Origin of the sequence: Streptomyces sp. NPDC047886 (assembly GCF_043204435.1) — a bacterium.
GTDB lineage: Bacteria > Actinomycetota > Actinomycetes > Streptomycetales > Streptomycetaceae > Streptomyces.
In genome coordinates, this window is the sequence record NZ_JBIDCF010000001.1 from 315,677 (window position 1) to 339,785 (window position 24,109).

A 24,109-nucleotide genomic window follows, 5' to 3' on the forward strand; every position below is an offset into this window, starting at 1 on the left:
GCGGCTGCCCCGTCAGTCCTTGTGGACGGTGCCGTCGGGGTCCAGGCCCCGGAAGGACAGGATCACGATGAGGAAGCCACCGCACACGATCGCCGAGTCCGCGAGGTTGAAGACCGCGAAGTGGGCGGGCGCGATGAAGTCCACCACCGCGCCCTGGAAGACGCCCGGCGCCCGGAAGATCCGGTCCGTGAGGTTGCCCAGCGCACCGCCGAGCAGCAGACCGAGCGCGAACGCCCACGGCAGGCTGTACAGCTTGCGCGCCAGCCGCACGATCACGACGATCACCGCCGCGGCGATCACCGTGAAGATCACCGTGAACGCCTCGCCGATCCCGAAGGCCGCGCCCGGGTTCCGCACCGCCTCGAACTTCAGCAGATCGCCGATGACCTCGATCGGCTCGTGGTGCTCCAGCTTGGCCACCACGAGCATCTTGCTGCCGAGGTCCAGCAGATAGGCCACCAGGGCCACGGTGAAGAGCACCGCGATCCTCCGCCTGCCCCTGGGCCGCTCCTCCGGGGCATCGGTCCCGTCCTGGGGGTCCGGCGTACCGATGATGCGCTCCGCCTCTGCCACGTGAGTCCCTCAACCTAGGTGCCTGACTGTGACGAGGGTACGGCACACACGTACGGATCAGCCGCGCCGTTCCTGCTTCTGCTTGTCCTCCACGCACAGGGTGGCCCGGGGGAACGCCTGCATGCGGGCCTTGCCGATCGGCTTGCCGCACACCTCGCACAGGCCGTACGTGCCCGTGTCGAGCCGCTGGAGGGCGTGCTCGGTCTGCTCCAGCGTCGCGCGGGCGTTGGCGGCCAGCGCCATCTCGTGCTCCCGCGTGATGTTCTTGGTGCCGGTGTCGGCCTCGTCGTGCCCGGCGCCGTCCCCGGAGTCCCGCATCAGCCCCGTGAGGGCCTCCTCGGACGCGGTGATCTCCGCCTGGAGCCGTACCACCTCGCCCTCCAGCTCCGCCCGGGCATCGGCGACCTCCTCGGGCGTCCACGGCTCCTCGCCCGGCCGTACCGCGAGCTCCTCCGGCGCCGCCTCCGCGACGCCACGGGCCTGCGGCACGGCGCCACCGGCCGCCGACGGCACCTCCGCGTCCACGATCTTCTTCGCTGCCACGGTCCTGGCTCCTGTCTGCTCCGCGGCCTCGGCCGCTCCCTCGGCCGCCTGGGCGGCCTTCCTCGCGGACTTCGCCGCCTTCTTGGCCTTCGTGGTCTTCGGGGTCTTCGGGGTCTTCGGGGTCTTCGGGGGCTCCGCGGCCTTCGCCTTCCCGGTCGCGGGCTTCGCGGCAGCGGCCTTCTCGGCCGCGACCTTCTTGATCGGGGCCTTCTTGGCGATCGGCTCGGCCGCGAGCTTCTTGGCCGCGGTCTTCTCGGCGGCCGCCTTCTTGGAGGCCGCCTTGGTGGTGCTCGCCTTGGCGGCGGTCGCCTTCTTGGAGGCCGCCTTGGTGGTGCTCGCTCTGGTGGAGGCCGCCTTCTTCGCGGTGGCCTTCGCGGGAGTCGCCTTCTCGGCCGCGGCCTTCTTCCCGGTGGCCGTCCCGGCCGTGGCCCTGGTGGCCGTGGCCTTCTTCGCCGCGGCCTTCTTCCCGGCGGTGGCCTTGGTGGCGGAGCCCGCGGCCTTCGTCGCGGCGGCCTTCTCGGCGGCCGGCCTGGCGACCTTCCTGGCCGTGGCCTTCGTCGCCGCGGCCTTCTTGGTCACCGTCTTCTTGGGGGCCTCCTTCTTCGCGGTCCGCCCGGCGGGTTTCGCCGCGGTGCTCTTCTTCCCTCCGGTGTCCTTGGCCGCGCCCGGAGCGGCGGACCTCGCGGACGCCGTCTTCGTGACAGCGGTCTTCTTCGCCACCATGCCGCGGCCCCTTCACATTTTGTGATCTTGCGCGCGAATCGTGCTGGGACGATAAATCGACTCCAGCCCCGCGGCAACGGGGCACGCCGCCGGTGCGGGTCCCCCTGTACCGCGACAAGGCGAACCTGCATCCGTTGTGCCCAGCTCCCCGCCCGGTAATCCGTGCCACGGGACCCGCCGGGCCCTCTCGGGCGCCCTGTGCCATTCGGGTCACCCTCACCCGCCCGGCGGCGCCGCGGGAAAACCGGTCGGCCGGTGTCCGCGCGGGCCCTTACACTGGGCGGAGCGAAAGGCTTGGATGGGGACGAGTAGCGTCGTACGCAGCCATGAGCGACCCGGGGACGGTGCGAGCCCGGGGGCGAGCCCGATGTGAAGCATCACCCCGGAGCCGCCGGAAGAACGCCTGCGGAAGTCCGTACGGTCAGTAGAACCGGCTTCGCGCCCCGAATGAGGGGGCTGCGGGCGGCTGTGCCCGGAGCCAAGGAGGGTGGTACCGCGGGAGCTGTGGCTCTCGTCCCTCCGACGGAACGAGGAAACTGTCCGCCGGAGGATTCGATGACGCAGTACCGCCAGGTACCCGCCCAGGTCGACCTGCCCGCCCTCGAGCACGCGGTGCTCGATTTCTGGCGCGAGAGCAAGGTCTTCGCCAAGAGCCTGGAGCAGTCCGAGGGGCGCCCCGAGTGGGTGTTCTACGAGGGCCCGCCCACCGCGAACGGCATGCCGGGCGCCCACCACATCGAGGCCCGGGTCTTCAAGGACGTCTTCCCCCGCTTCCGGACCATGCGCGGCTACCACGTCGCCCGCAAGGCCGGCTGGGACTGCCACGGCCTGCCCGTCGAGCTGGCCGTCGAGAAGGAGCTCGGCTTCTCCGGCAAGAAGGACATCGAGGCGTACGGCATCGCGGAGTTCAACGCGAAGTGCCGCGAGTCCGTGACCCGGCACACCGACGCGTTCGCCGAGCTGACGACGCGCATGGGCTACTGGGTCGACCTGGACGACGCCTACCGGACCATGGACCCCGAGTACGTCCAGTCGGTGTGGTGGTCCCTCAAGGAGATCTTCAACAAGGGCCTGCTCGTCCAGGACCACCGGGTCGCCCCCTGGTGCCCGCGCTGTGGCACCGGCCTGTCGGACCACGAGCTGGCGCAGGGGTACGAGACGGTCGTCGACCCGTCCGTCTTCGTCCGCTTCCCGCTGACCTCCGGCCCGCTCGCGGGCGAGGCCGCGCTGCTCGTCTGGACGACGACGCCGTGGACGCTGGTGTCCAACACGGCCGTCGCCGCGCACCCCGAGGTGGCCTACGTCGTCGCGACGAACGGCACCGAGAAGCTGGTCGTCGCCCAGCCGCTGCTGGAGAAGGCGCTGGGCGAGGGCTGGGAGGCCACCGGGCAGACGTTCACCGGCGCGGAGATGGAGCGCTGGACGTACCGCCGCCCGTTCGAGCTGGTGCCGTTCGACGGCGAGGCCCACTTCGTCGTCAACGCCGACTACGTCACCACCGAGGACGGTACGGGCCTGGTCCACCAGGCTCCCGCCTTCGGTGAGGACGACCTCAAGGTGTGCCGCGCGTACGGGCTGCCGGTCGTGAACCCGGTCCGCCCCGACGGCACGTTCGAGGAGTCCCTCGGCCTCGTCGGCGGCCAGTTCTTCAAGAAGGCCGACGAGGCGCTCACCGCCGACCTCGACGCGCGCGGCCTGCTGTTCCGGCACATCGCGTACGAGCACAGCTACCCGCACTGCTGGCGCTGCCACACGGCGCTGCTGTACTACGCGCAGCCGTCCTGGTACATCCGCACGACGGCCGTCAAGGACCGCCTCCTCGCGGAGAACGAGGCGACCAACTGGTTCCCGGACTCCGTCAAGCACGGCCGGTTCGGCGACTGGCTGAACAACAACATCGACTGGGCGCTCTCCCGGAACCGCTACTGGGGCACGCCGCTGCCGATCTGGCGCTGCGCGGACGACCACCTCACCTGTGTGGGCTCGCTGACCGAGCTGACCGAGCTGACCGGCACCGACCAGTCGGGCCTCGACCCGCACCGCCCGTACATCGACGACGTCACGTTCCCCTGCCCGACCTGCCGGGAGACCGCGACACGCGTGCCCGAGGTCATCGACGCCTGGTACGACTCGGGCTCGATGCCGTTCGCGCAGTGGGGCTACCCGTACAAGAACAAGGACGTCTTCGAGAAGCGCTACCCCGCGCAGTTCATCTCGGAGGCCATCGACCAGACCCGCGGCTGGTTCTACACGCTGATGGCCGTCGGCACGCTCGTCTTCGACAAGTCGTCGTACGAGAACGTGGTCTGCCTGGGCCACATCCTGGCCGAGGACGGCCGGAAGATGTCCAAGCACCTGGGCAACATCCTCCAGCCGATCCCGCTCATGGACCAGCACGGCGCGGACGCGGTGCGCTGGTTCATGGCGGCCGGCGGCTCCCCGTGGGCGGCGCGCCGCGTCGGCCACGGCACCATCCAGGAGGTCGTCCGCAAGACGCTCCTCACGTACTGGAACACGGTGGCCTTCCAGGCGCTGTACGCGCGCACGGCGGGCTGGGCCCCGTCCGACGCCGACCCGGCGCCGGCCGAGCGCACGGTCCTGGACCGCTGGCTGCTGAGCGAGCTGCACGCGCTCACCGACCAGGTCACGCAGGCGCTGGAGGCGTACGACACACAGCGCGCGGGCAAGCTGCTGTCGGCGTTCGTCGACGACCTGTCGAACTGGTACGTACGTCGCTCCCGGCGCCGGTTCTGGCAGGGTGACGCCGCCGCGCTGCGCACGCTGCACGACGTGGTGGAGACGGTCACCCGCCTGATGGCCCCGCTGACCCCGTTCATCACCGAGCGGGTCTGGCAGGACCTGGTCGTCCCGGTGACGCCGGGCGCCCCGGAGTCGGTGCACCTGTCGACCTGGCCGGAGGCGGACCTGTCGGCGATCGACCCCGCGCTGTCGCAGCAGATGGCGCTGGTCCGGCGTCTGGTGGAGCTGGGCCGGGCCACGCGCGCGGAGTCGGGTGTGAAGACCCGCCAGCCGCTGTCCCGCGCCCTGGTCGCGGCCGCCGGCTTCGAGTCACTCTCCCCCGAGCTGCACGCGCAGATCACGGAGGAGCTGAACGTCTCGTCGCTGGCGTCGCTGTCCGAGGTCGGCGGTTCGCTGGTCGACACCACGGCGAAGGCGAACTTCCGGGCGCTGGGCAAGCGCTTCGGCAAGGGCGTGCAGGACGTCGCCAAGGCCGTCGCGGCCGCGGACGCCGCCGCGCTGTCCCTGGCCCTGCGGTCCGGCGAGGCCACGCTGGAGGTCAACGGCGAGACGATCACGCTGGCGCCCGACGAGGTGATCATCACCGAGACGCCGCGCGAGGGCTGGTCGGTCGCCTCCGACGCGGGCGCGACGGTCGCCCTCGACCTGGAGATCACGCCGGAGCTGCGGCTGGCGGGCCTGGCCCGTGACGCGATCCGGCTGATCCAGGAGGCCCGTAAGAACAGCGGCCTGGACGTCGCCGACCGGATCGCCCTCCGCTGGGTGTCCACGGACCCGGAGGTCGCCTCGGCCCTCGCGGACCACGCGGGACTCATCGCGGACGAGGTCCTGGCGACGGACTTCGCCCAGGGCGGGGCCGACACGTCGTACGGCGAGCCGTTCACCGACGAGTCCCTGTCGCTGACCTTCCGCCTCCGCAAGGCGTAGCCGCAGCGCCGGGGTTCGGCCCCGGCGCGTACGGGAAGCCCCGGCCCCACCGGCCGGGGCTTCCCCGTACGCGCGAAGGCCGCGGTCGCACGTAAGGGAAAGGGCCGGGGCCCGGAACAGATGTTCCGGGCCCCGGCCCTTCGTCGCAGCCTGCCGACTGCTGTGCACTCCGACGGCTAGGCGCTCATCGCGACCGCGCGGAGCGTGTCGACCGCGCCGGCCGTCAGTTGTCGTCCTCGTCGATCAGGAAACCGCGCATCGGCGAAGGAGCCTGCTGCATCGGCTGCGGCGCCTGCGGCCGCACCGGCGCCATCGGCTGGGTCATCGCCGGCGACATCTGCTGCTGGCCGCCGTAGGACGGGGCGCCACCCATCGGCGACGGACCGCCCATGCCCTGGTTGCCGCCGTAGGACGGGGCGCTCGCACCCGCGGACGCCATCGACGGGGACGGCGGCAGCGACGGGGCGGACGGGGTCCTCGGCGGGGCCAGCGAGTCGTCGGCCTGGGTCTCCAGCTGACGCAGCTGGCTCTCCAGGTAGGACTTCAGCCGGGTGCGGTACTCGCGCTCGAAGCCGCGCAGGTCCTCGACCTTGCGCTCCAGCGTGGCGCGGGCGGACTCCAGGGAGCCCATCGCGACGCGGTGCTTCTCCTGCGCGTCCCGCTCCAGGGCGTCGGCCTTGGCGCGGGCGTCGCGCTCCAGACCCTCGGCGCGCGAACGGGCCTCGCCGACGATCTTGTTGGCCTCGGAGCGGGCCTCCGCGATCGCCTGGTCGGCCGTCTGCTGGGCGAGCGAGAGGACGCGCGCCGCGCTGTCGCCACCGGGGCCCTGCTGCGGCATGCCCGGGCCGTGACCGCCCATGGGGCCACCCATCGGACCGCCCATGGGGCCGCCCTGCATGGGGCCGGGGCCGTGCGGCCCCTGCGGGCCACCGTGGCTGGGACCGGCCGGCAGCTGCGGGGCACCACCGGGCAGCTGGGGCGGGCCCATCTGCGGGGGCTGCTGCTGGACCGGCGGACCGGATATGGCGGCGGGCACCGGGGCCCCCGGGCCGACGGGACGGTCCTGCGGCTCCGGCGGCTTGCGCATCGCCTGCTGCTGCTGGTTCTGCGCGGCCGCGCGCGTGGCGGCGGCCAGCTTGGCGCGCAGGTCCTCGTTCTCGCGGAGCAGGCGCGTCAGCTCGGCCTCGACCTCGTCGAGAAAGGCATCGACCTCGTCCTCGTCGTAGCCTTCTCGGAGGCGGACCGTCGTGAACTGCTTGTTCCGCACGTCCTCGGGGGTCAGCGGCATCTCTTCTTCACCTCTACGTAGTCGTCGGCAGTCGGCAGGACCGGATCGCTCACACCCTCATCGCGAAGCCACCCACGATGTTGAGCAGGATGTAGACGATGATCATCAGAACGAAGAAGGACAGGTCGAGTGCCACGCCCCCGAGACGCAGCGGTGGGATGAACCGCTGCAGAAGCTTCAGTGGTGGATCGGTGACAGTGTAGGTGGCCTCCAGAACGACCACCATCGCCTTGCCGGGTTGCCATGAACGGGCGAACTGGAAGACGTACTGCATGACCAGCCGGAAGATCAGCAGGACGAGGAAGCACGCCAGCGCGACGTAGATCACTTGAAGTACGACGCCCATCCCGCGTTCCCTCTCCCCTGTTTCCTGTCGTCACCGGCCTCGCGGCCGGCTGTGTTCCCGGTGTCTGTCTCAGCCCTGGTCTCTGGCTTCGGTCTCAGCTCTGGTTGAAGAATCCGCCCTCTGCGATGCGGGCCTTGTCCTCCGCCGTGACATCGACGTTAGCAGGCGACAACAGGAACACCTTCTGCGTCACTCGCTCAATGCTGCCATGCAGCCCGAAGACGAGACCGGCGGCAAAGTCGACAAGTCGCTTCGCGTCCGTGTCATCCATCTCGGTGAGATTCATGATCACAGGCGTGCCCTCGCGGAAGTGTTCCCCGATGGTACGGGCCTCGTTGTAGGTCCGCGGGTGCAGCGTGGTGATGCGGTAAGGCTCCCGCTCGGACACGACCTTGGGCATGATCACCGGTGCGTTCTTCTCCAGACTCGGGCGTTCAGGTGTGATGGACGCCACGGGGGCGATTCGCGCGGGACGTCCGCTTTCAGCGGGAAGCGGAACGGGGTCGCGCTGGACGGGGGGCTGCGGTACGGCGCGGACCGGTTCCTCGCGCTCCACCTGGTGCGGAGGCTGGTGGCGACGGCGGTCGCGCTCGGGCTCCGGTTCGAGTTCGGGTTCGAAGTCGTCGTCGGGGTCGAAACCCCGGCCGTCGTACCCATCGTCCTCCACGAGGCCGAGGTAGACCGCCATCTTGCGCATCGCGCCGGCCATTCTCTGAGTCCTCCGCTCTGTGGTGGATCGCCCTCACCATGATGGGCACCGGGTCACCTCGCGCCCGCGATCCACTAGGCCTGTCCGCTGTTCGGCGGAAATGACCATATTTTCTACTGTGGTCCGACTTGCTTCGCGACGTTACCCGAGCCGAGGTCGGACTCCGAGTACCGCCGTACCGATGCGCACATGTGTCGCTCCGGCCGCCACCGCGTCCTCGAGGTCCGCACTCATCCCTGCTGACACCATGTTCGCAGCCGGATGGGTCGCGCGCAGGCTGGATGACAATTCCATCAGCCGCTCGAACGCGGCCCGTTGCCGTCCCGCGTAGGGGCCCGCGAGCGGTGCGACGGTCATCAGTCCGTCGAGCCGGAGCCCCGGCGCGGCGGCCACGGCGTCCGCCAACTCCTCGATCCCGTCCGGTGCGACCCCGCCGCGCTCGCCGCGCTCACCGGCGTCCGCGTCCAGGGCCACCTGGATCAGACACCCCAGTTCGCGCCCCGCGCGCTCCGACGCGCCGGAGAGGGCGGTCACCAGTCTCAGCCGGTCGACCGACTGCACGACATGCGCATAACCGGCAACGGAACGGACCTTGTTGGTCTGGAGCTGACCGACGAAGTGCCAGGTCAGATCGAGGTCGGCGCAGGCGACGGCCTTGGGCGCCGCGTCCTGGTCCCGGTTCTCGGCGACATGGCGGACGCCGAGTTCCCCCAGCAGTCGCACATCGCTCGCGGGGTAGGTCTTGGTGACCACGATCAGGGTCACCTCGTCCCGCTCGCGCCCGGCGGCGGCGCAGGCGGAAGAGATACGTTCCTCCACTCGCGCCAGGTTCTCGGCGAGTTCAGCCCTGCGATCCGTCGCGCCCCTCATGCGTCTCCTCCCCCGACCGTCGGCCGGGCGGTGCTCCCGAGCCAGACATATCCCGCGAGTCGCCCGGTCGTGCGGTCGCGCCGGTACGAGTAGTGGTCGCCCGACTCGCGCGTGCAGACCCCCGACGCCCGCCGGTCGCGCACCCCCAGCGCGTCGAGCTGGGCGTGCACCCCCGCGGTGACGTCGACGGCGGGAGTGCCCCAGCCGGTCTCGGCCCGGGCGGCGGGCTCCACCGCGGCGACCTCGTCCCGCATGGCCTCGGGGACCTCGTAGCAGCGACCGCAGACGGCGGGGCCGGTCCTGGCGATGATCCGGGACGGCTCGGCGCCCAGTGTGATCATGGTCTCCACGGCGGCCGGCACGACTCCCGCGACCAGGCCGGGCCGCCCCGCGTGGGCGGCGGCCACGACTCCCGCGACGGGGTCGGCGAGCAGCACGGGTACGCAGTCGGCGGTGAGCACCGCGAGCGGGAGCCCGCGCCGGGCGGTCACCACGGCGTCGACCGCCGGAACGGGCGCCTGAGCCGGCCAGGGTCCCCCGACCACGGCGACGTCACGGCCGTGCACCTGGTTCATCCAGACGACCTCGGCCGGGTCGACGCCGAGTTCCCTCGCCGCGAGCTCGCGGTTGGCGCGCACCGCCGCCGGGTCGTCGCCGACGGCGCCGCCGAGGTTGAGCTCTTCGTACGGAACGGCGCTCACCCCGCCCCACCGGTCGGTGAAGGCGAAGTGCGCGCCGCTCGCGATGTCGTGCTGCCCTATCACTTCAGGCGGTCACTTCAGGAAGTCCGGGACGTCCAGCTCTTCGGCCGAGGTGTCCGGGTAGGGGCGGGCCGTCGGCACCGCCGGCGGGGTCGGCGACGACAGCGGGCTGTCGGTCACCGAGGCCGGGGCCGGCTCGGCCGGGGCCGGGGGCTCGTCACGGACGGGCACGGTGCCGAGGCCGCCCAGGGAGCGGGGGGTCTCGGTGGAGCGCGGCGGGGTCGCCGGCTCCTCGCGCTTGGCGGCCGTCGCGCCGAGGACGTTGTCCCGCCGGGCGGGGGGCTGGCCTCCGTCGAAGCCGGCCGCGATGACGGTGACCCGTACCTCGTCGCCCAGGGCGTCGTCGATGACGGCGCCGAAGATGATGTTGGCCTCGGGGTGGGCGGCCTCGCTGACGAGCTGTGCGGCCTCGTTGATCTCGAACAGACCGAGGTCCGAGCCGCCCGAGATGGACAGCAGGACGCCCCGGGCGCCGTCGATGGACGCCTCCAGGAGCGGCGAGGAGATCGCCATCTCGGCCGCGGCCACCGCGCGGTCGTCGCCGCGCGCGGAGCCGATGCCCATGAGCGCCGAACCGGCCTCGGACATGACCGACTTGACGTCGGCGAAGTCCAGGTTGATCAGGCCGGGCGTGGTGATGAGGTCCGTGATGCCCTGGACGCCGGAGAGCAGCACCTGGTCGGCGGACTTGAACGCGTCGAGCACGCTGACCTGGCGGTCCGAGATGGACAGCAGACGGTCGTTGGGGATGACGATGAGGGTGTCGACCTCTTCGCGGAGTTCGGCGATGCCGTCCTCCGCCTGGTTGGCGCGGCGCCGGCCCTCGAAGGTGAACGGCCGGGTGACCACACCGATCGTCAGGGCGCCCAGCGAGCGCGCGATGTTGGCCACGACGGGGGCGCCGCCGGTGCCGGTGCCGCCGCCTTCACCGGCGGTGACGAAGACCATGTCGGCCCCCTTGAGGACCTCCTCGATCTCCTCGCGGTGGTCCTCTGCCGCCTTCCGGCCGACTGCCGGGTTGGCCCCGGCCCCGAGGCCGCGGGTGAGTTCACGGCCGACGTCGAGCTTGACGTCGGCGTCGCTCATCAACAGAGCTTGCGCGTCGGTGTTGATGGCGATGAACTCGACGCCCTTGAGACCGACCTCGATCATTCGGTTGATGGCATTGACACCACCGCCGCCGACACCGATGACCTTGATGACTGCGAGGTAGTTCTGCGGTGCTGCCACGTCGAAGGCCTCTCGCCTCGAGTTACGTGTCGTCGCTGTGCGCTGGTTGTCGCACCGCGACGACGGATGCCGATTGGGGCGGTCCGAAACGCCGACCCAAACCCTAACGTTGAAGTTTAGGGTTACCAGTGTGTCTGTTCGCTGGACTCTTCCGAACGAGACACTAAGTCGACAAGTGGCGCACGTTCAACGAACACGCCGAACCTCCCGTTTTTCTTTTCACCCTATGTGATCACCCATAGCGCTGACCAACCAGGGTGCTGGCCAGCGCGTATGTGCGTCAACTCGGGGTCGACGCGGGGGCGCTGGGGGCGCTGACGTCGAAGTGCCCCGCTTTGGGCGCCGCCTTCATCAGTGCGGTGAGCGCACGGCCTTTCGCCTCGCCGTCCTCGCCGCTGCCCCAGAACACCGTCCGGCCCCGCTTCAGGCGGAGCGTGACGGAGTCGTACGAGCCGACGTGGACCACCAGGAGGTCGTCGGCGACCGCCGGGGGGAGCCCGGCGGCGACCCCCACCGCCTCCAGGGTGAGCCGGTCCTCGCCGAACCGGCGGAGGCTGGGTGAACGCTCCGCCGCCAGTTCGAGCAGGGGTACGCCGACGGGAGCCTCGGCCACCGTGGCGAACCGTGTGCCCGCGGCGTCGACTTCGGTGAACCTCCCGCCCTTCTCGACCAGCAGGACCGGTTCGCGCTCGACCACCTCCAGGACGATGCCGTGCGGCCAGGAACGCGAGACGTCCACCGAGTCGATCCGGGTCAGCTTCCGGTACAGCCGCTCCTCGATCGCGTCCGTGTCCACGGAGACCAGCGGGGAGCCGACGGGCACCGCGGCGACCCGCTCGACCTCGGCGGCCGTCAGGACCCGGGTGCCCGAGACGGTGACCCGTTCGACCCGCAGCCAGGCGGAGCCGTACAGCAGCCAGACGCCGCCCACGACGAGGGCGACGGCGGCGACGATCAGCAGGAGCGCGCGCGGTCCCGGCAGCCGCCGGCGGGCACCGCCCTCCGGGCGGGGGCGGGAGGGCCGCCCCGACGACGCTCCCGCTCCTGCTCCCGCCCCCGCGGGCTTGCGGGCGCCGCGATCGGCGGTCGTCGGTCCGGCCATGCTCCCTGCCTCCTACGCCTTCCGGCGTGCTGCGATCGCCTCGTAGACCATGCCGACGAGAAGGTCGTCGGCGTCCCGGCGGCCGAATTCGGCGGCGGCGCGGGACATCTCGTACAGCCGGTGCGGGTCGGCGAGCACCGGGAGCACATGGCCCTGCACCCACTCGGGCGTGAGCTCGGCGTCGTCGACCAGCAGCCCGCCGCCGGCCTTGACCACCGGCTGGGCGTTGAGCCGCTGCTCACCGTTGCCGATCGGCAGCGGTACATAGGCGGCGGGGAGCCCGACGGCGGACAGTTCGGCGACGGTCATCGCGCCCGCGCGGCAGAGCATCATGTCGGCCGCGGCGTACGCGAGGTCCATCCGGTCCACATACGGTACCGGGACATAGGGCGGCATACCGGGCATGTTGTCGACGTGCGGCACCTCGTTCTTCGGGCCGACCGCGTGCAGGATCTGGATGCCGGAGCGCTGGAGCGCCGGCGCGACCTGCTGGACGACCTCGTTGAGGCGCCGGGCACCCTGCGAGCCGCCGGACACCAGCAGCGTGGGCAGGTTCGGGTCGAGGCCGAAGGCCGCGCGGGCCTCCGGGCGCACCCGGGCGCGGTCCAGCGTGGCGATGGTGTGCCGCAGCGGGATGCCGATGTAGCGGGAGTTGCGCAGCTTGCTGTCGGGCGTGGCGACGGCGACCCCGGCCGCGTACCGCGAGCCGATCTTGTTGGCCAGACCGGGCCGGGCGTTGGCCTCATGGACCACGATGGGCACCCCGAGCCGCTTGGCCGCCAGATAGCCGGGCAGCGCCACGTAGCCGCCGAAGCCGACGACGCAGTCGGCCTTCGTCCGCTCCAGGATCTGCTCGGCGGCCTTGATCGTGCCGCGCAGCCGCCCGGGCACGGTGATCAGCTCGGGCGTGGGCTTGCGCGGCAGCGGTACGGCGGGAATGAGCGCCAGCTCGTAGCCCCGCTCGGGCACGAGCCGGGTCTCCAGGCCCCGCTCCGTGCCGAGGGCCGTGATCCCCACGGTCGGGTCCTGCCTGCGCAGGGCGTCCGCGAGGGCGAGCGCGGGCTCGATGTGGCCGGCGGTCCCCCCACCGGCGAGTACGACATGCACCGAAATTCACCGCTCTCCGGACGGACGCTTCTTGACGCGCCGTCGCATCGACTTCCAACTCACCCCGGCCCTTTTGGCGAATCCGGGCTGTCGCACGGCCAGGGCCGCCTTCGCCGCGGGCTCGTCCCGCGCGAAGGCGATCAGCAGTCCGACGGCGAACATGGTCGGCAGCAGGGCGGAGCCTCCGTAGGAGAACAGCGGGAGGGGGACCCCGGCGATCGGCAGCAGACCGAGCACCGCACCGATGTTGACCACGGCCTGCGCCGTGATCCAGGTGGTCACGCCTCCCGCGGCGTACCTCACGAAGGGCTCCTCCGTGCGTCCGGCCACGCGGATACCCGCATAGCCTAGAGCCGCGAACAGGGCGAGCACCGACAGCGTCCCCGCCAGTCCCAGTTCCTCCCCGGTGATGGCGAAGATGAAGTCGGTGTGCGGTTCGGGGAGTTGGCCCCATTTTTCCACACTCGCTCCGAGACCGGAACCGAACCATCCGCCCGAAGCCAGAGCATAGATGCCGTGCACGGCCTGCCAGCACGAGTCCCCGGGTCCCGGTTCGGTGGCGCCGACGCAGGCGAGCCTGGCCATCCGGTTGGGGCTCGTCTTGATCAGCAGCACACCGATCGCGCCCGCCACGCCCAGCACACCGGCGAACAGCCGGGTCGGCGCCCCGGCCAGCCACAGCAGGCCGAAGAGGATCGCGGTCAGGATGATCGCCGTACCCATGTCGCCGCCCAGCATGATCAGCCCGAGCAGCGTGAACGCCACCGGCACGAGCGGCACCAGCAGGTGCTTCCACTGGGTCAGCAGCCGTCTGTCCTGCTTCCTGGCGAGCAGGTCGGCCCCCCACAGGATCAGCGCCAGCTTGCCGAACTCGCTGGGCTGGAGCTGGAAGGGACCGCCGAGGTAGATCCAGTTCTGGTTGCCGTTGACCGCGTGCCCTATCCCGGGGATCTGCACGAGCACCATCAGGAACACCGTGCCGACCAGCAGCGGATAGGCCAGCGCCCGGTGCAGGCCGACCGGCATCCGGGACGCCAGCAGCATCAGCACGGCACCGATGACGGCCGCCAGGAACTGCTTGCGGAAGAAGTAGGAGGCGGGCAGCGACAGCTCCAGCGCCTTGATGATCGACGCCGAGTAGACCATCACGAGGCCGAGCACGGTGATCAGCAGACTGGCGCCCAGGATCACGTAGTAGGCGGTCAGGGGGCGGTCCCAGGCCCGCCGCGCCCGCTCGTACCACTGCCGCACCCGGTGGCCGCGCGGCGGCCTCGGACCCGCGGGGCCGGCCATCCGCCCGGCGCCGCCCCGCGCGGCCGCCGGCCGGCGGAGGCCCGCGGTACGGCCGCGCAGCGCGAGACCCGCGGGGTGCGCCGCGTGCACGGTGTGATCGGCGGCCATCGTCGCTGTCCCCTCCAGTCGTGCCCGGCGACACCGGACCTGGCGGCTGGTCAGGCGAGCCCGGCGGCGAGTGCGCGCACGGCGTCCGCGAACGCCTCGCCACGCTTGTTGTAGTTGGTGAACATGTCCATCGAGGCGCAGGCCGGGGCGAGCAGGACCGTGTCCCCCGGCTGGGCGAGCCGCGCCGCTTCCCGGACCGCCGCCGCCATCGCCCCAGTGTCGGTCCGGTCGAGGTCCACCACCGGGACCTCGGGGGCGTGTCGCGCGAGGGCTTCGCGGATCAGGGCGCGGTCGGCGCCGATGAGGACGGCGCCCCTGAGCCGCTTCGCGGACTTCCGCACGAGTTCGTCGAAGGTGGCGCCCTTGGCGAGGCCGCCGGCGATCCAGACGATCGGGTCGTAGGCGGCGAGCGACGCCTCGGCCGCGTGCGTGTTGGTGGCCTTGGAGTCGTCCACGTACGAGACGCCCTCGACCTCTTCGACGTACTCGATGCGGTGGGCGTCGGGCCGGAAGGCCCGCAGTCCGTCCCGTACGGCCGCCGGCTCCACGCCGAAGGCACGGGCCAGGGCCGCGGCGGCGAGCGCGTTGGCGATGTTGTGCGGGGCCGGCGGCTGGACGTCGGAGACCTGGGCGAGCTCCTGTGCCTGCTTCTGCCGGTTCTCCACGAAGGCCCGGTCCACCAGGATGTCGTCCACGACACCCAGCTGGGAGGGGCCGGGCGTGCCGAGGGTGAAGCCGATCGCGCGGCAGCCCTCCTCCACGTCGGCCTCGCGCACCAGGTCCTCGGTCAGCGGGTCGGCGGCGTTGTACACGCAGGCGACCGTGTTGCCCTCGTAGACACGCCCCTTGTCGGCGGCGTACGCCGTCATGGAGCCGTGCCAGTCGAGGTGGTCAGGCGCCACGTTCAGCACGGCGGCCGAGTGGGCGCGCAGCGAGGGAGCCCAGTGCAGCTGGTAGCTGGACAGCTCGACGGCGAGGACGTCGTACTCCTCGTCGCCGAGGACGGCGTCGAGGAGCGAGACGCCGATGTTGCCGACGGCGGCGGTCCGCAGCCCGGCCGCCTGGAGGATGGAGGCCAGCATCCGCACGGTGGTGGTCTTGCCGTTGGTGCCGGTGACCGCGAGCCACGGGGCGGGCTCGCGGCCGTCCAGGTCGCGCAGCCGCCACGCCAGTTCGACATCGCCCCACACGGGCACGCCCGCCGCGTCGGCGGCCGCGAACAGGGGGTTGTCGGGGCGCCATCCGGGTGCGGTGACGATCAGCTCGGTGCCGTCCGGGAGGCCCGCGGATTCGCCGCCGAGGCGGACCGTGATCCCCTCGGCCTCCAGCTCGGCCGCCTGGGCCCGGGAGCGCTCGTCGTCCCCGTCGTTGACGACCGTGACCCGCGCGCCGAGGCCGTGCAGGACGCGGGCGGCGGGCATACCGCTCACGCCCAGCCCGGCGACGGTGACGTTCTTGTCGTGCCAGTCCCCTACGCCGCTGCTCACTTGTCGGCTGCCCATCCCGCGTAGAAGAGGCCGAGACCCACGATGACGCACATGCCCTGGATGATCCAGAACCGGACCACGACAAGGACCTCGGACCACCCCTTGAGTTCGAAGTGGTGCTGGAGCGGCGCCATCCGGAAGACCCGCTTGCCGGTCATCCGGAAGGAGCCGACCTGGATGATCACCGAGAGGGTGATCAGGACGAAGAGACCGCCGAGGAGGGCGAGCAGCAGCTCGGTGCGGGAGCAGATGGCGAGACCGGCGAGCGCGCCGCCGAGGGCCAGCGATCCGGTGTCGCCCATGAAGATCTTCGCGGGTGAGGTGTTCCACCACAGGAAGCCGAAGCAGGCGCCCATCAGCGCGGACGCGACGACGGCGAGGTCGAGCGGGTCGCGCACCTCGAAGCAGGCGTTGGGGTTGGTCAGGGTCATGGCGTTGACACAGGACTCCTGGAACTGCCAGAGCCCGATGAACGTGTACGCGCCGAAGACCATCACGGACGCGCCGGTCGCCAGACCGTCAAGACCGTCCGTCAGGTTCACGCCGTTCGACATGGCGAGGATCATGAACAGCGCCCAGACCACGAACAGCACGGGGCCGATGGTCCAGCCGAAGTCGGTGATGAACGACAGCTTGGTGGAGGCCGGGGCGAGCCCGCGCTTGTCGGAGAACTGGAGCGCCAGTACCGCGAAGGCGATACCGACGATCAGCTGGCCCGCCATCTTCGCCTTGGCCCGCAGACCCAGCGAACGCTGCTTGACGATCTTGATGTAGTCGTCGAGGAAGCCGACGAGGCCCATGCCGGCCATCAGGAACAGCACCAGGACACCCGAGTAGGTGGGGTCCTCGCCGGTGATGACCTTGGCCAGGGCGTACGCGATGAGCGTGGCCAGGATGAAGGAGATGCCGCCCATGGTGGGCGTGCCCTTCTTGCTGCCGTGGGTGCGCGGGCCGTCGTCACGGATGAACTGCCCGTATCCCTTGCGGGCCAGGAGCTTGATCAGCAGCGGTGTACCGATCAGGGTCAGGAAGAGCCCGATGGCTCCCGCGAAGAGGATCTGCCTCATCGGCCGGCGACCTCGCCCTCGGTGGTGTTCTCGAGCAGTGCCTGGGCGACCCGCTCGAGCCCGACCGACCTGGAAGCCTTCACCAGCACGACGTCACCCGGGCGCAGCTCACTGCGCAACAGGTCGATCGCCGCCTGCGCGTCGGACACGTGCACCGACTCCTCACCCCACGAACCCTCGTTATATGCGCCCAGTTGCAGCCAGGCCGCTTCCCTGCCCCCGACTGCGACGAGCTTGCCGACATTGAGCCGGACGGCGAGCCGCCCGACCGCGTCGTGCTCGGCGAGCGCCTCGTCGCCGAGCTCGGCCATCAGGCCGAGCACCGCCCACGTACGGCCCCCCTTCGCCTCTGCGGCTCTGCCCATGGCCGCCAGCGCGCGCAGCGCCGCTCGCATGGACTCGGGGTTCGCGTTGTAGGCGTCGTTGACGATCGTCACACCGTCCGGACGCTCGGTGACCTCCATGCGCCAGCGGGAGAGGGTGCCCGCCTCGGAGAGCGCGGTGGCGATCTCGTGCACGGGCATGCCCAGCTCATGGGCGACGGCGGCCGCGGCGAGCGCGTTCGACACGTGGTGCTCACCGTACAGGCGCATGGTCACGTCGCTGCACCCGGTGGGTGTGTGAAGCCTGAAAGAGGGCTGTCCGTTCTCTGTGAGCCGGACATTCTCGGCACGTACGGCGGCGTCGTCGGCCTCGCCGAAGAACGTCACGCGTGCCGTGGTGCGCGATGCCATGGCCCGTACGAGCGGGTCGTCCGCGTTGAGGACGGCGACGCCGCCCTCGTCCGCCGACGGCAGAGCCTCGACGAGTTCGCCCTTTGCCAGGGCGATCTGCTCGCGGCCGCCGAACTCGCCGATGTGGGCGGTGCCCACGTTCAGCACGAGCCCGATCTTCGGCGGGGTGAGTCCGGTGAGGTAGCGGATATGGCCGATTCCGCGCGCCCCCATCTCCAGGACGAGGTGCTCGGTCTCCTCCGTCGCCCGCAGCGCGGTGACCGGCAGGCCGAGTTCGTTGTTGAGGGACCCGGGCGTCCAGACGGTGGGCGCCTTGCGCTCCAGCACCTGGGCGATCAGGTCCTTGGTGCTGGTCTTTCCGGCCGAGCCGGTCAGCGCGACGACCTGGGTGCCGAGGCGCTCGACGACGGTGCGCGCGAGCGCGCCGAGCGCGGTCCGTACGTCGTCGACGACGATGGCGGGCACGCCGACGGGCCGGGTGGCGAGCACGGCGACGGCGCCCGCGTCGACGGCGCGCCGCGCGTACGCGTGGCCGTCGACGTGTTCACCCGCGAACGCGGCGAACAGACTGCCGGGCTCGACCTGGCGGGAGTCGTACACGACCGGGCCGGTGACCTGTACCGCCGGATCCGGTATGTCGTACGACTGCCCGCCGACGATTGCGGCGATCTCGGTGAGGGAGAGGGCGATCACTTCTTCATCCCTGACTGTTCTCGGGTCGATGGGCGCGCCCGGCGGTCCGCGCCTCGATGGCTTCGCGCAGGACCTCGCGGTCGTCGAAGGGGCGGACCACGCCGGCGATGTCCTGGCCCTGTTCATGGCCCTTGCCCGCGACGAGCACGGTGTCGCCCGGCCGGGCGCGGGCGACGGCGGCGGCGATGGCGGCCGCCCGGTCGGCTTCGACGAGGACGTCGCCGCGTTCGTGGACGGGGACCTCGGCGGCGCCGGCGAGCATCGTGGCGAGGATCGCGAGGGGGTCCTCGGAGCGGGGGTTGTCGGAGGTCAGTACGGCGGTGTCCGCGAGCCGCGCGGCGGCGGCGCCCATGGGGCCGCGCTTGGTGACGTCGCGGTCGCCGCCGCAGCCCAGCACGATGTGCAGCCTGCCCTCGGTGACCTTGCGCAGGGAGCGCAGGACGGATTCGACGGCGTCGGTCTTGTGGGCGTAGTCCACGACCGCGAGGTACGGCTGGCCCGCGTCGACGCGCTCCAGGCGGCCCGGGACGCCCGGGACGGCCGCGATGCCGTCGGCGGCCCGCTGCGGGTCCACTCCGGCGACCGCGAGGGTGGCGACGGCGGCGAGGGTGTTGGCGACGTTGAACGGGCCGGGCAGCGGTGCTTCGGCGCGGATCGTCTCGCCCTGGGGGCCGCGGATGGTGAACGTGCTCCCCCGGGGGCCGATCTCGACGTTCTCGGCCCGCCAGTCGGCGTCCGGGTCGCCTTCGGCGGAGAAGGTGACGACGGGCACGGACGCCTCCTTCGTCAGCCTCCTTCCGTACTCGTCGTCGAAGTTGACGACGCCTCGCCTGCTGCGGCGCGGCGTGAAGAGCTGGGCCTTCGCCTGGAAGTAGTCCTCCATGTCGGAGTGGAACTCCATGTGCTCCGGGCTCAGGTTGTTGAAGACGGCGACGTCGAAGACGCAGCCGTCGACGCGGCCGAGCACCAGGGCGTGGCTGGAGACCTCCATGGCGACCGCGTCGACGCCGCGCTCGCGCATCACCGCGAACAGCGCCTGCAGGTCGGTGGCTTCCGGGGTGGTGCGTTCGGACTTGATGCGCTCGTCGCCGATGCGCGTCTCGACGGTGCCGATCAGTCCGGTGTTCCGGCCGCCGGCCCGGAGGCCGCCCTCGACCAGGTAGGCGGTCGTGGTCTTGCCGGAGGTGCCGGTGATGCCGATCTGCAGGAGGTCCGCGCCGGGCGTTCCGTAGATCTCGGCGGCGAGCTCGCCCATCCGGCCGCGCGGGTCCTCGGTGACCAGGACCGGCAGGCCGGTCGCCGCGGCGCGTTCGGCGCCGGTCGGGTCGGTGAGGACGGCGGCGGCGCCGAGCCCGGCGGCCTGGGCCACGAAGTCGGCGCCGTGGAGACGGGCGCCGGGCAGCGCGGCGTACACGTCGCCGGGGCGGACCGCACGGGAGTCGTGGGTGATGCCGGTGACCTCGCCGGTGTACGGGGAGCCGGACGGGGCGCCGTGCGGGGTGTCGCCCGGGGCGCCGTGCGGGGAGGAGACGCCCAGCCGGGCGGCCAGTTCGCCGAGGGGTGTGGGGCGGACCTGGACCGGTCGGGGCGCTCCCGGCTGTTTCGCGGGGGCGTCCTTCCGGGCGTTTCGGGACTGATCAGCGTGTGGCACGGCGGTGAGCGTACCGGGCGTACCCGCCATGGGGCTAAATGGGGCCGCCGGGTCGCCGTCGGCGCCTGAGCGGTTCCCGGGATCGGGGGTGATGGTTGTCACTGGGGGCTCCCGTCGGCTCACTCGCCGGGTTCGAACGTGACCGGCATCCGCGGGGGTTCCTTGCCGGTGGGTGCGATGTGCAGGGTCTTCAGGGCGAACTCCATGACCTTCTTGTAGATGGGGCCGCAGATCTGGCCCCCGAAGTAGTTGCCCTTGGTGGGGTTCTGGATGGCGCAGTAGACGGTGATGTGCGGGTCGTCGGCGGGCGCGAAGCCGGCGAAGGAGGCGGTGTAGCCCTTGTAGCGGCCGAGTTCCGGGTCGACGCGGTTGGCGGTGCCGGTCTTGCCGGCGACACGGTAGCCGGGGATGGCGGCCTTGGTTCCGGTGCCCTCCTGGTCGTCGACGACCGATTCCAGCATGGCGGCGAGCGTCCTGGCGGTCTTCTCGCTGACGACACGGGTCTGTTTCGGGGCGGGGGCCGGGGTGAAGCGGCCGTCGGGTCCCTTGGTGCCGCGCACGAGGGTGGGTTCGACGCGTACGCCGCCGTTGGCGATGGTCGAGTAGACGGAGGCCGCCTGCATCGCGTTGATGGACAGGCCCTGGCCGAAGGGGATCGTGTACTGCTGGGAGGTGTTCCACTTCTTCGGCTCGGCGAGGATGCCGGAGGTCTCGCCGGGGTAGCCGAGGCCGGTCGGGCTGCCGATGCCGAACTTGCGCAGATAGGAGTGGAGGACCTGGTTGGCCTGCGGCTGGGTCTTGCCGAGCTGGCCGGTGGCGAGGATCGTGCCGATGTTGGACGACTTGGCCAGGACGCCGTTGAGGGTCAGGTACCAGGTGGGGTGGTCGATGTCGTCCTTGAACAGCCGGTCGCCCCGGTGCAGCCGGTTGGGCACGACGACATGGGTGCCGGGGGCGGCGGCGCCCTCCTCCAGGACGGCGGCCATCGACATGACCTTGGCCGTGGAGCCCGGTTCGTAGGCGTCCTGGAGGGCCGCGTTGCCCATGGCTGCGGCGTTGGCCTGGGAGAGGTCGTTGGGGTCGAAGCCGGGGGCGTTGGCCATGGCGAGGACCTCGCCGGTGCGGGTGTTCTGCACGATGACGTATCCCCGGTCCGCCTTGGACGCGGCGACCTGTTCGCCGATCGCCTTCTGGGCGGCCCACTGGATGTCGCGGTCGATGGTCAGCTCGATGTCGGAGCCGGGGACGGCGGGGGTCTCGGCGGAGCCCGCGGTGGGGACGCGGCGGCCGCCGGAGTGGGCGTACTTGATCTTGCCGTCCTGTCCGGCGAGCTCCTCGTCGAGCATGGACTCGACACCCCCCGCGCCCCGGCCGTCGGCGTTGACCCAGCCCAGTATCCCGGCGGCGAGGGTGCCGTTGGGGTAGACGCGCTTGCTGCTGCGCTCGCTGAGGACGCCGGCCAGCACGCTGACGCCGGGGCCGCCCCTGGCCTTCTCCTCGCGGGCCTTCTTCGCGAAGACGTTCTTCAGGTCCTTGATCTGGTTCCAGACCTGGGGCGTCTGTTTGCGGGCGAGGACCGTGTAACGGGGCGACGGGGGGCTCTTGAGCTGTTCGACGAGCGTGGCGGGGTCCTTGCCCAGGATCGGCGCGAGGAGCGCGGCGGCCTGCTCCGGAGCGTCGGGGACCTTGCTCTCGGCGGGCGTGAACATCTGCGGGTCGGCGGTGATGTCGTACGCGTCGACGCTGGCCGCGAGGGCGATACCGGACCGGTCGGTGATCTCGCCGCGCTCGGCGGCCAGCTTGTGGCTCAGATAGCGGTTCTTCTCCGCCTTGGCCGCGTACGCGCTGGCGTCGACGGCCTGGACCTGGAGCAGCCGCACGACGAACGCCAGCATGACGAGGGTCAGGCCCAGGCTCACCAGCCGGAGGCGGGGCCTGGGGCTGCCGAGCCGGATCGTGCCGGGCGCTCCGGCGCGGGGCCGCCGGGGTGCCTGGCGCGGGCGGCGCGGCGCGGGCCGGGAGGCGGGGCGGCCGGCGGGCCGGGCCGAGCGGGCCGGACCCGGCACACGGCGGCGCGGAGGTTCCTGGGCGGGCACTGCGTCACCTGCCGGAGGTCGTCGGGGCGGAGGGTACGGAGAGGCCGGCGGCGCCGGAGTCCGGCCGGGCGGGTCCGGACCCCGAACGGTCGGCGGCGCGGGGCTGTCCGGCGGCGGGCGCGGAGGACGGGGCGGGCTGGGCGGTGCCGGGCTGGGTATCACCGGGCTGGGCGGTGCCGGACGGAGGAGCAGGCTGGGCGGTGCCGGTCGCCGATCCGTCGACGGGCCGGGTCCCCGCCGTCTGCGGCGCGGGCTGTCCGGCGGTGGAGGGCTGCCCCGCCGTGGAGGGCGCGGGGGCGGTCGGCGGCGGGCTCGCGGGGGTCGCGGCCGGGGATCCGGCGGGAGGTGGGGATCCTGCGGCGGCCGGGTCCTGGGGCGGGGCGGCCGAGCCGGCGAGGGGCTGCTCGGCGGGCGGCGGCGCCTTGGCCTTGGTGGGGACGCCTCGGACCTTGCCGTCCGGTTCGAGGAAGGCGGGGCTGCCGCCGGGGACCATGCCGAGTTCGCGCGCCCGCCGCTCCAGCGCGTCGGGGGCGGAGCGGTCGTCGACGTCCCGCTGGAGCGCCTGCTCCTCGTCGGTGAGCTCGGTGGTCCGCTTCTTCAGTTCGCTCAGTTCGAAGGATCCCTGGCTGAGGGCGGAATTGAGCATCAGGAGGGTGATCAGGCCGCCGCCGAGCAGCAGCACGACCAGCAGGACGAAAGGGGTACGGGCGGCGGTGCTCGGCCTGGACGGCATGAGCCGTGCCAGCCGTGCCGCCCGCCCCTTCAGCGGTCCCGCTTTCGTCACACGTCCTCCCTGATCCGTTCGGCGCCCCGGAGCCTGGCCGGGGCCGCGCGGCGGTTCTCCGCGATCTCCTTCTCCGTCGGAAGTTCGGCACCGCGCGTGAGCAGCTTGAGCCTCGGCTGGTACTGCTCCGGTACGACGGGCAGGCCGGGCGGCGCTGTCGTCGCGGCGCCGGCCGCGAAGACCTGCTTGACCAGGCGGTCCTCCAGCGAGTGGTACGACAGGACCGCGATCCGGCCGCCGACGGCCAGCGCCTTCACGGCGGCGGGGATCGCCCGTTCCAGGACGCTCAGCTCGCCGTTGACCTCGATACGCAGGGCCTGGAAGGTCCGCTTCGCGGGGTTGCCTCCGGTCCGCTTGGCGGCCTGCGGCAGGGCGTCGCGGATGAGCTCCACGAGCCGGGCGCTGTTGGTGAACGGTTCCTTCTCCCGTTCCCGCACGATCGCCGACACGATCCGCTTGGCCTGCTTCTCCTCGCCGTACGCGCGCAGAATCCGCACCAGCTCACCGGGCGGGTACGTGTTGAGGACCTCGGCCGCGCTGATGCCGGTCGTCTGGTCCATGCGCATGTCGAGCGGGGCGTCCTGGGCGTAGGCGAACCCGCGGTCGGCCTCGTCGAGCTGCATCGATGAGACGCCGAGGTCGAACAGGACGCCCTGGACGCGCGGCACGCCGAGCCGGTCCAGTACGGCGGGGAGCTCGTCGTACACCGCGTGGACGAGGGTGGCGCGCTCACCGAAGGGCGCGAGCCGTTCGCCGGAGAGCCGCAGGGCCTCCTTGTCCCGGTCGAGGGCGATCAGCCGCGCCTCGGGGAACCGGGTCAGCAGTGCCTCACTGTGGCCGCCGAGGCCCAGGGTGCAGTCGACGACCACCGCGCCCGGCCGCGTCAGCGCGGGGGCCAGCATGTCCAGGCACCGATGGAGCATCACCGGGACGTGTCGGGTGTCGCTCATGTGCCCTCTCAGATCCGGCGCGGCGTACGCGGTCCGCCGGTGCCGGGTGAGGGCGTCGGCCGACCGGCGAGCGGGAGGAGGCCGCGCCCCGGGTAACCGCCGCACACGCGGGGGAGAAACCGCGCGAATCGCTCGTTGTCTCCGTGTCTCCGTGTACTCCGCGTCACTCTAGTCCACTCCCCCGCCCGGTCAATCAACCGGCCAGCGCGTCGCCCTGGCGTCAGGGAAAGAGGGATGATCCCGGTGTTTTCCCCTGAACGGACGGGTGGCTTTCACGCCTGTGGGTTACCTCACAAGCAGCCTCATT

At 71.7% G+C, this 24,109-nt stretch carries 19 protein-coding genes; 1 reads left to right on the plus strand and 18 read right to left on the minus strand.

The window, feature by feature from the left end; genetic code table 11:
- Positions 1–12 precede the first annotated feature (12 nt).
- Together lspA and ACGF5U_RS01430 are read right to left on the minus strand one after the other, a co-directional pair.
- A complete protein-coding gene (gene lspA, locus ACGF5U_RS01425; RefSeq protein ID WP_392713970.1) occupies positions 13–573 on the minus strand; it encodes a signal peptidase II in 561 nt (186 codons plus the stop codon).
- Between the two features lie 57 nt (positions 574–630).
- The gene (locus ACGF5U_RS01430; RefSeq protein ID WP_392713968.1) at positions 631–1,839 is read right to left on the minus strand and encodes a TraR/DksA family transcriptional regulator; all 1,209 of its coding nucleotides are present in this window, start codon (positions 1,837–1,839) and stop codon (positions 631–633) included.
- A 555-nt stretch (positions 1,840–2,394) separates the two neighbouring features.
- On the opposite strand from ACGF5U_RS01430, the gene ileS reads away from it, so the two are divergent.
- On the plus strand, positions 2,395–5,526 hold the full coding sequence (gene ileS / locus ACGF5U_RS01435; RefSeq protein ID WP_392713966.1) for an isoleucine--tRNA ligase: 3,132 nt from the start codon (positions 2,395–2,397) through the stop codon (positions 5,524–5,526).
- A 223-nt stretch (positions 5,527–5,749) separates the two neighbouring features.
- Here ileS and ACGF5U_RS01440 read toward each other — a convergent pair whose 3' ends face one another.
- The 16 genes from ACGF5U_RS01440 to rsmH form a co-directional block, all read right to left on the minus strand.
- On the minus strand, positions 5,750–6,814 hold the full coding sequence (locus ACGF5U_RS01440) for a DivIVA domain-containing protein (RefSeq protein WP_392713964.1): 1,065 nt from the start codon (positions 6,812–6,814) through the stop codon (positions 5,750–5,752).
- Positions 6,815–6,863: 49 nt separating this feature from the next.
- A complete protein-coding gene (locus tag ACGF5U_RS01445; RefSeq protein WP_392713963.1) occupies positions 6,864–7,160 on the minus strand; it encodes a YggT family protein in 297 nt (98 codons plus the stop codon).
- Between the two features lie 94 nt (positions 7,161–7,254).
- Positions 7,255–7,869, minus strand: coding sequence for a cell division protein SepF (locus ACGF5U_RS01450; RefSeq protein WP_392713961.1), 615 nt, complete (start codon positions 7,867–7,869; stop codon positions 7,255–7,257).
- A gap of 141 nt (positions 7,870–8,010) precedes the next feature.
- The gene (locus ACGF5U_RS01455; RefSeq protein ID WP_392713959.1) at positions 8,011–8,739 is read right to left on the minus strand and encodes a YggS family pyridoxal phosphate-dependent enzyme; all 729 of its coding nucleotides are present in this window, start codon (positions 8,737–8,739) and stop codon (positions 8,011–8,013) included.
- Complete coding sequence (gene pgeF, locus ACGF5U_RS01460; RefSeq protein ID WP_392713958.1) at positions 8,736–9,503, minus strand: peptidoglycan editing factor PgeF; 768 nt, start codon at positions 9,501–9,503, stop codon at positions 8,736–8,738. Before pgeF ends, ACGF5U_RS01455 begins: the two co-directional genes overlap by 4 nt.
- 9 nt (positions 9,504–9,512) lie before the next feature.
- Complete coding sequence (gene ftsZ, locus ACGF5U_RS01465) at positions 9,513–10,730, minus strand: cell division protein FtsZ (RefSeq protein WP_392713956.1); 1,218 nt, start codon at positions 10,728–10,730, stop codon at positions 9,513–9,515.
- Positions 10,731–11,010: 280 nt separating this feature from the next.
- Positions 11,011–11,832, minus strand: a complete 822-nt coding sequence (locus tag ACGF5U_RS01470; RefSeq protein ID WP_392713954.1) for a cell division protein FtsQ/DivIB — start codon at positions 11,830–11,832, stop codon at positions 11,011–11,013.
- 12 nt (positions 11,833–11,844) lie between these two features.
- Complete coding sequence (gene murG / locus ACGF5U_RS01475) at positions 11,845–12,939, minus strand: undecaprenyldiphospho-muramoylpentapeptide beta-N-acetylglucosaminyltransferase (protein WP_392713952.1); 1,095 nt, start codon at positions 12,937–12,939, stop codon at positions 11,845–11,847.
- Positions 12,940–12,945: 6 nt separating this feature from the next.
- Positions 12,946–14,340 carry a putative lipid II flippase FtsW gene (ftsW, locus tag ACGF5U_RS01480; RefSeq protein ID WP_392713950.1) on the minus strand — a complete coding sequence of 465 codons (1,395 nt, stop codon included), beginning with the start codon at positions 14,338–14,340 and terminating at the stop codon, positions 12,946–12,948.
- Positions 14,341–14,390: 50 nt separating this feature from the next.
- Entirely contained in the window at positions 14,391–15,842 is a 1,452-nt protein-coding gene (murD, locus tag ACGF5U_RS01485; protein WP_392713948.1) for a UDP-N-acetylmuramoyl-L-alanine--D-glutamate ligase, read from the minus strand.
- Complete coding sequence (gene mraY, locus ACGF5U_RS01490) at positions 15,824–16,894, minus strand: phospho-N-acetylmuramoyl-pentapeptide-transferase (RefSeq protein ID WP_392713946.1); 1,071 nt, start codon at positions 16,892–16,894, stop codon at positions 15,824–15,826. The genes murD and mraY overlap by 19 nt, the downstream gene beginning before the upstream one ends.
- The gene (gene murF / locus ACGF5U_RS01495) at positions 16,891–18,321 is read right to left on the minus strand and encodes a UDP-N-acetylmuramoyl-tripeptide--D-alanyl-D-alanine ligase (RefSeq protein WP_392713945.1); all 1,431 of its coding nucleotides are present in this window, start codon (positions 18,319–18,321) and stop codon (positions 16,891–16,893) included. The genes mraY and murF overlap by 4 nt, the downstream gene beginning before the upstream one ends.
- Before the next feature lie 4 nt (positions 18,322–18,325).
- The gene (locus tag ACGF5U_RS01500) at positions 18,326–20,074 is read right to left on the minus strand and encodes a UDP-N-acetylmuramoyl-L-alanyl-D-glutamate--2,6-diaminopimelate ligase (protein WP_392713943.1); all 1,749 of its coding nucleotides are present in this window, start codon (positions 20,072–20,074) and stop codon (positions 18,326–18,328) included.
- Between the two features lie 17 nt (positions 20,075–20,091).
- Positions 20,092–22,068, minus strand: a complete 1,977-nt coding sequence (locus ACGF5U_RS01505) for a peptidoglycan D,D-transpeptidase FtsI family protein (protein ID WP_392713941.1) — start codon at positions 22,066–22,068, stop codon at positions 20,092–20,094.
- A gap of 4 nt (positions 22,069–22,072) precedes the next feature.
- Positions 22,073–22,852, minus strand: a complete 780-nt coding sequence (locus ACGF5U_RS01510; RefSeq protein WP_392713939.1) for a septum formation initiator family protein — start codon at positions 22,850–22,852, stop codon at positions 22,073–22,075.
- Positions 22,849–23,802: a 16S rRNA (cytosine(1402)-N(4))-methyltransferase RsmH gene (rsmH, locus tag ACGF5U_RS01515; RefSeq protein WP_392713937.1), complete on the minus strand. Its 954-nt coding sequence runs from the start codon at positions 23,800–23,802 to the stop codon at positions 22,849–22,851. Before rsmH ends, ACGF5U_RS01510 begins: the two co-directional genes overlap by 4 nt.
- Positions 23,803–24,109: the final 307 nt, after the last annotated feature.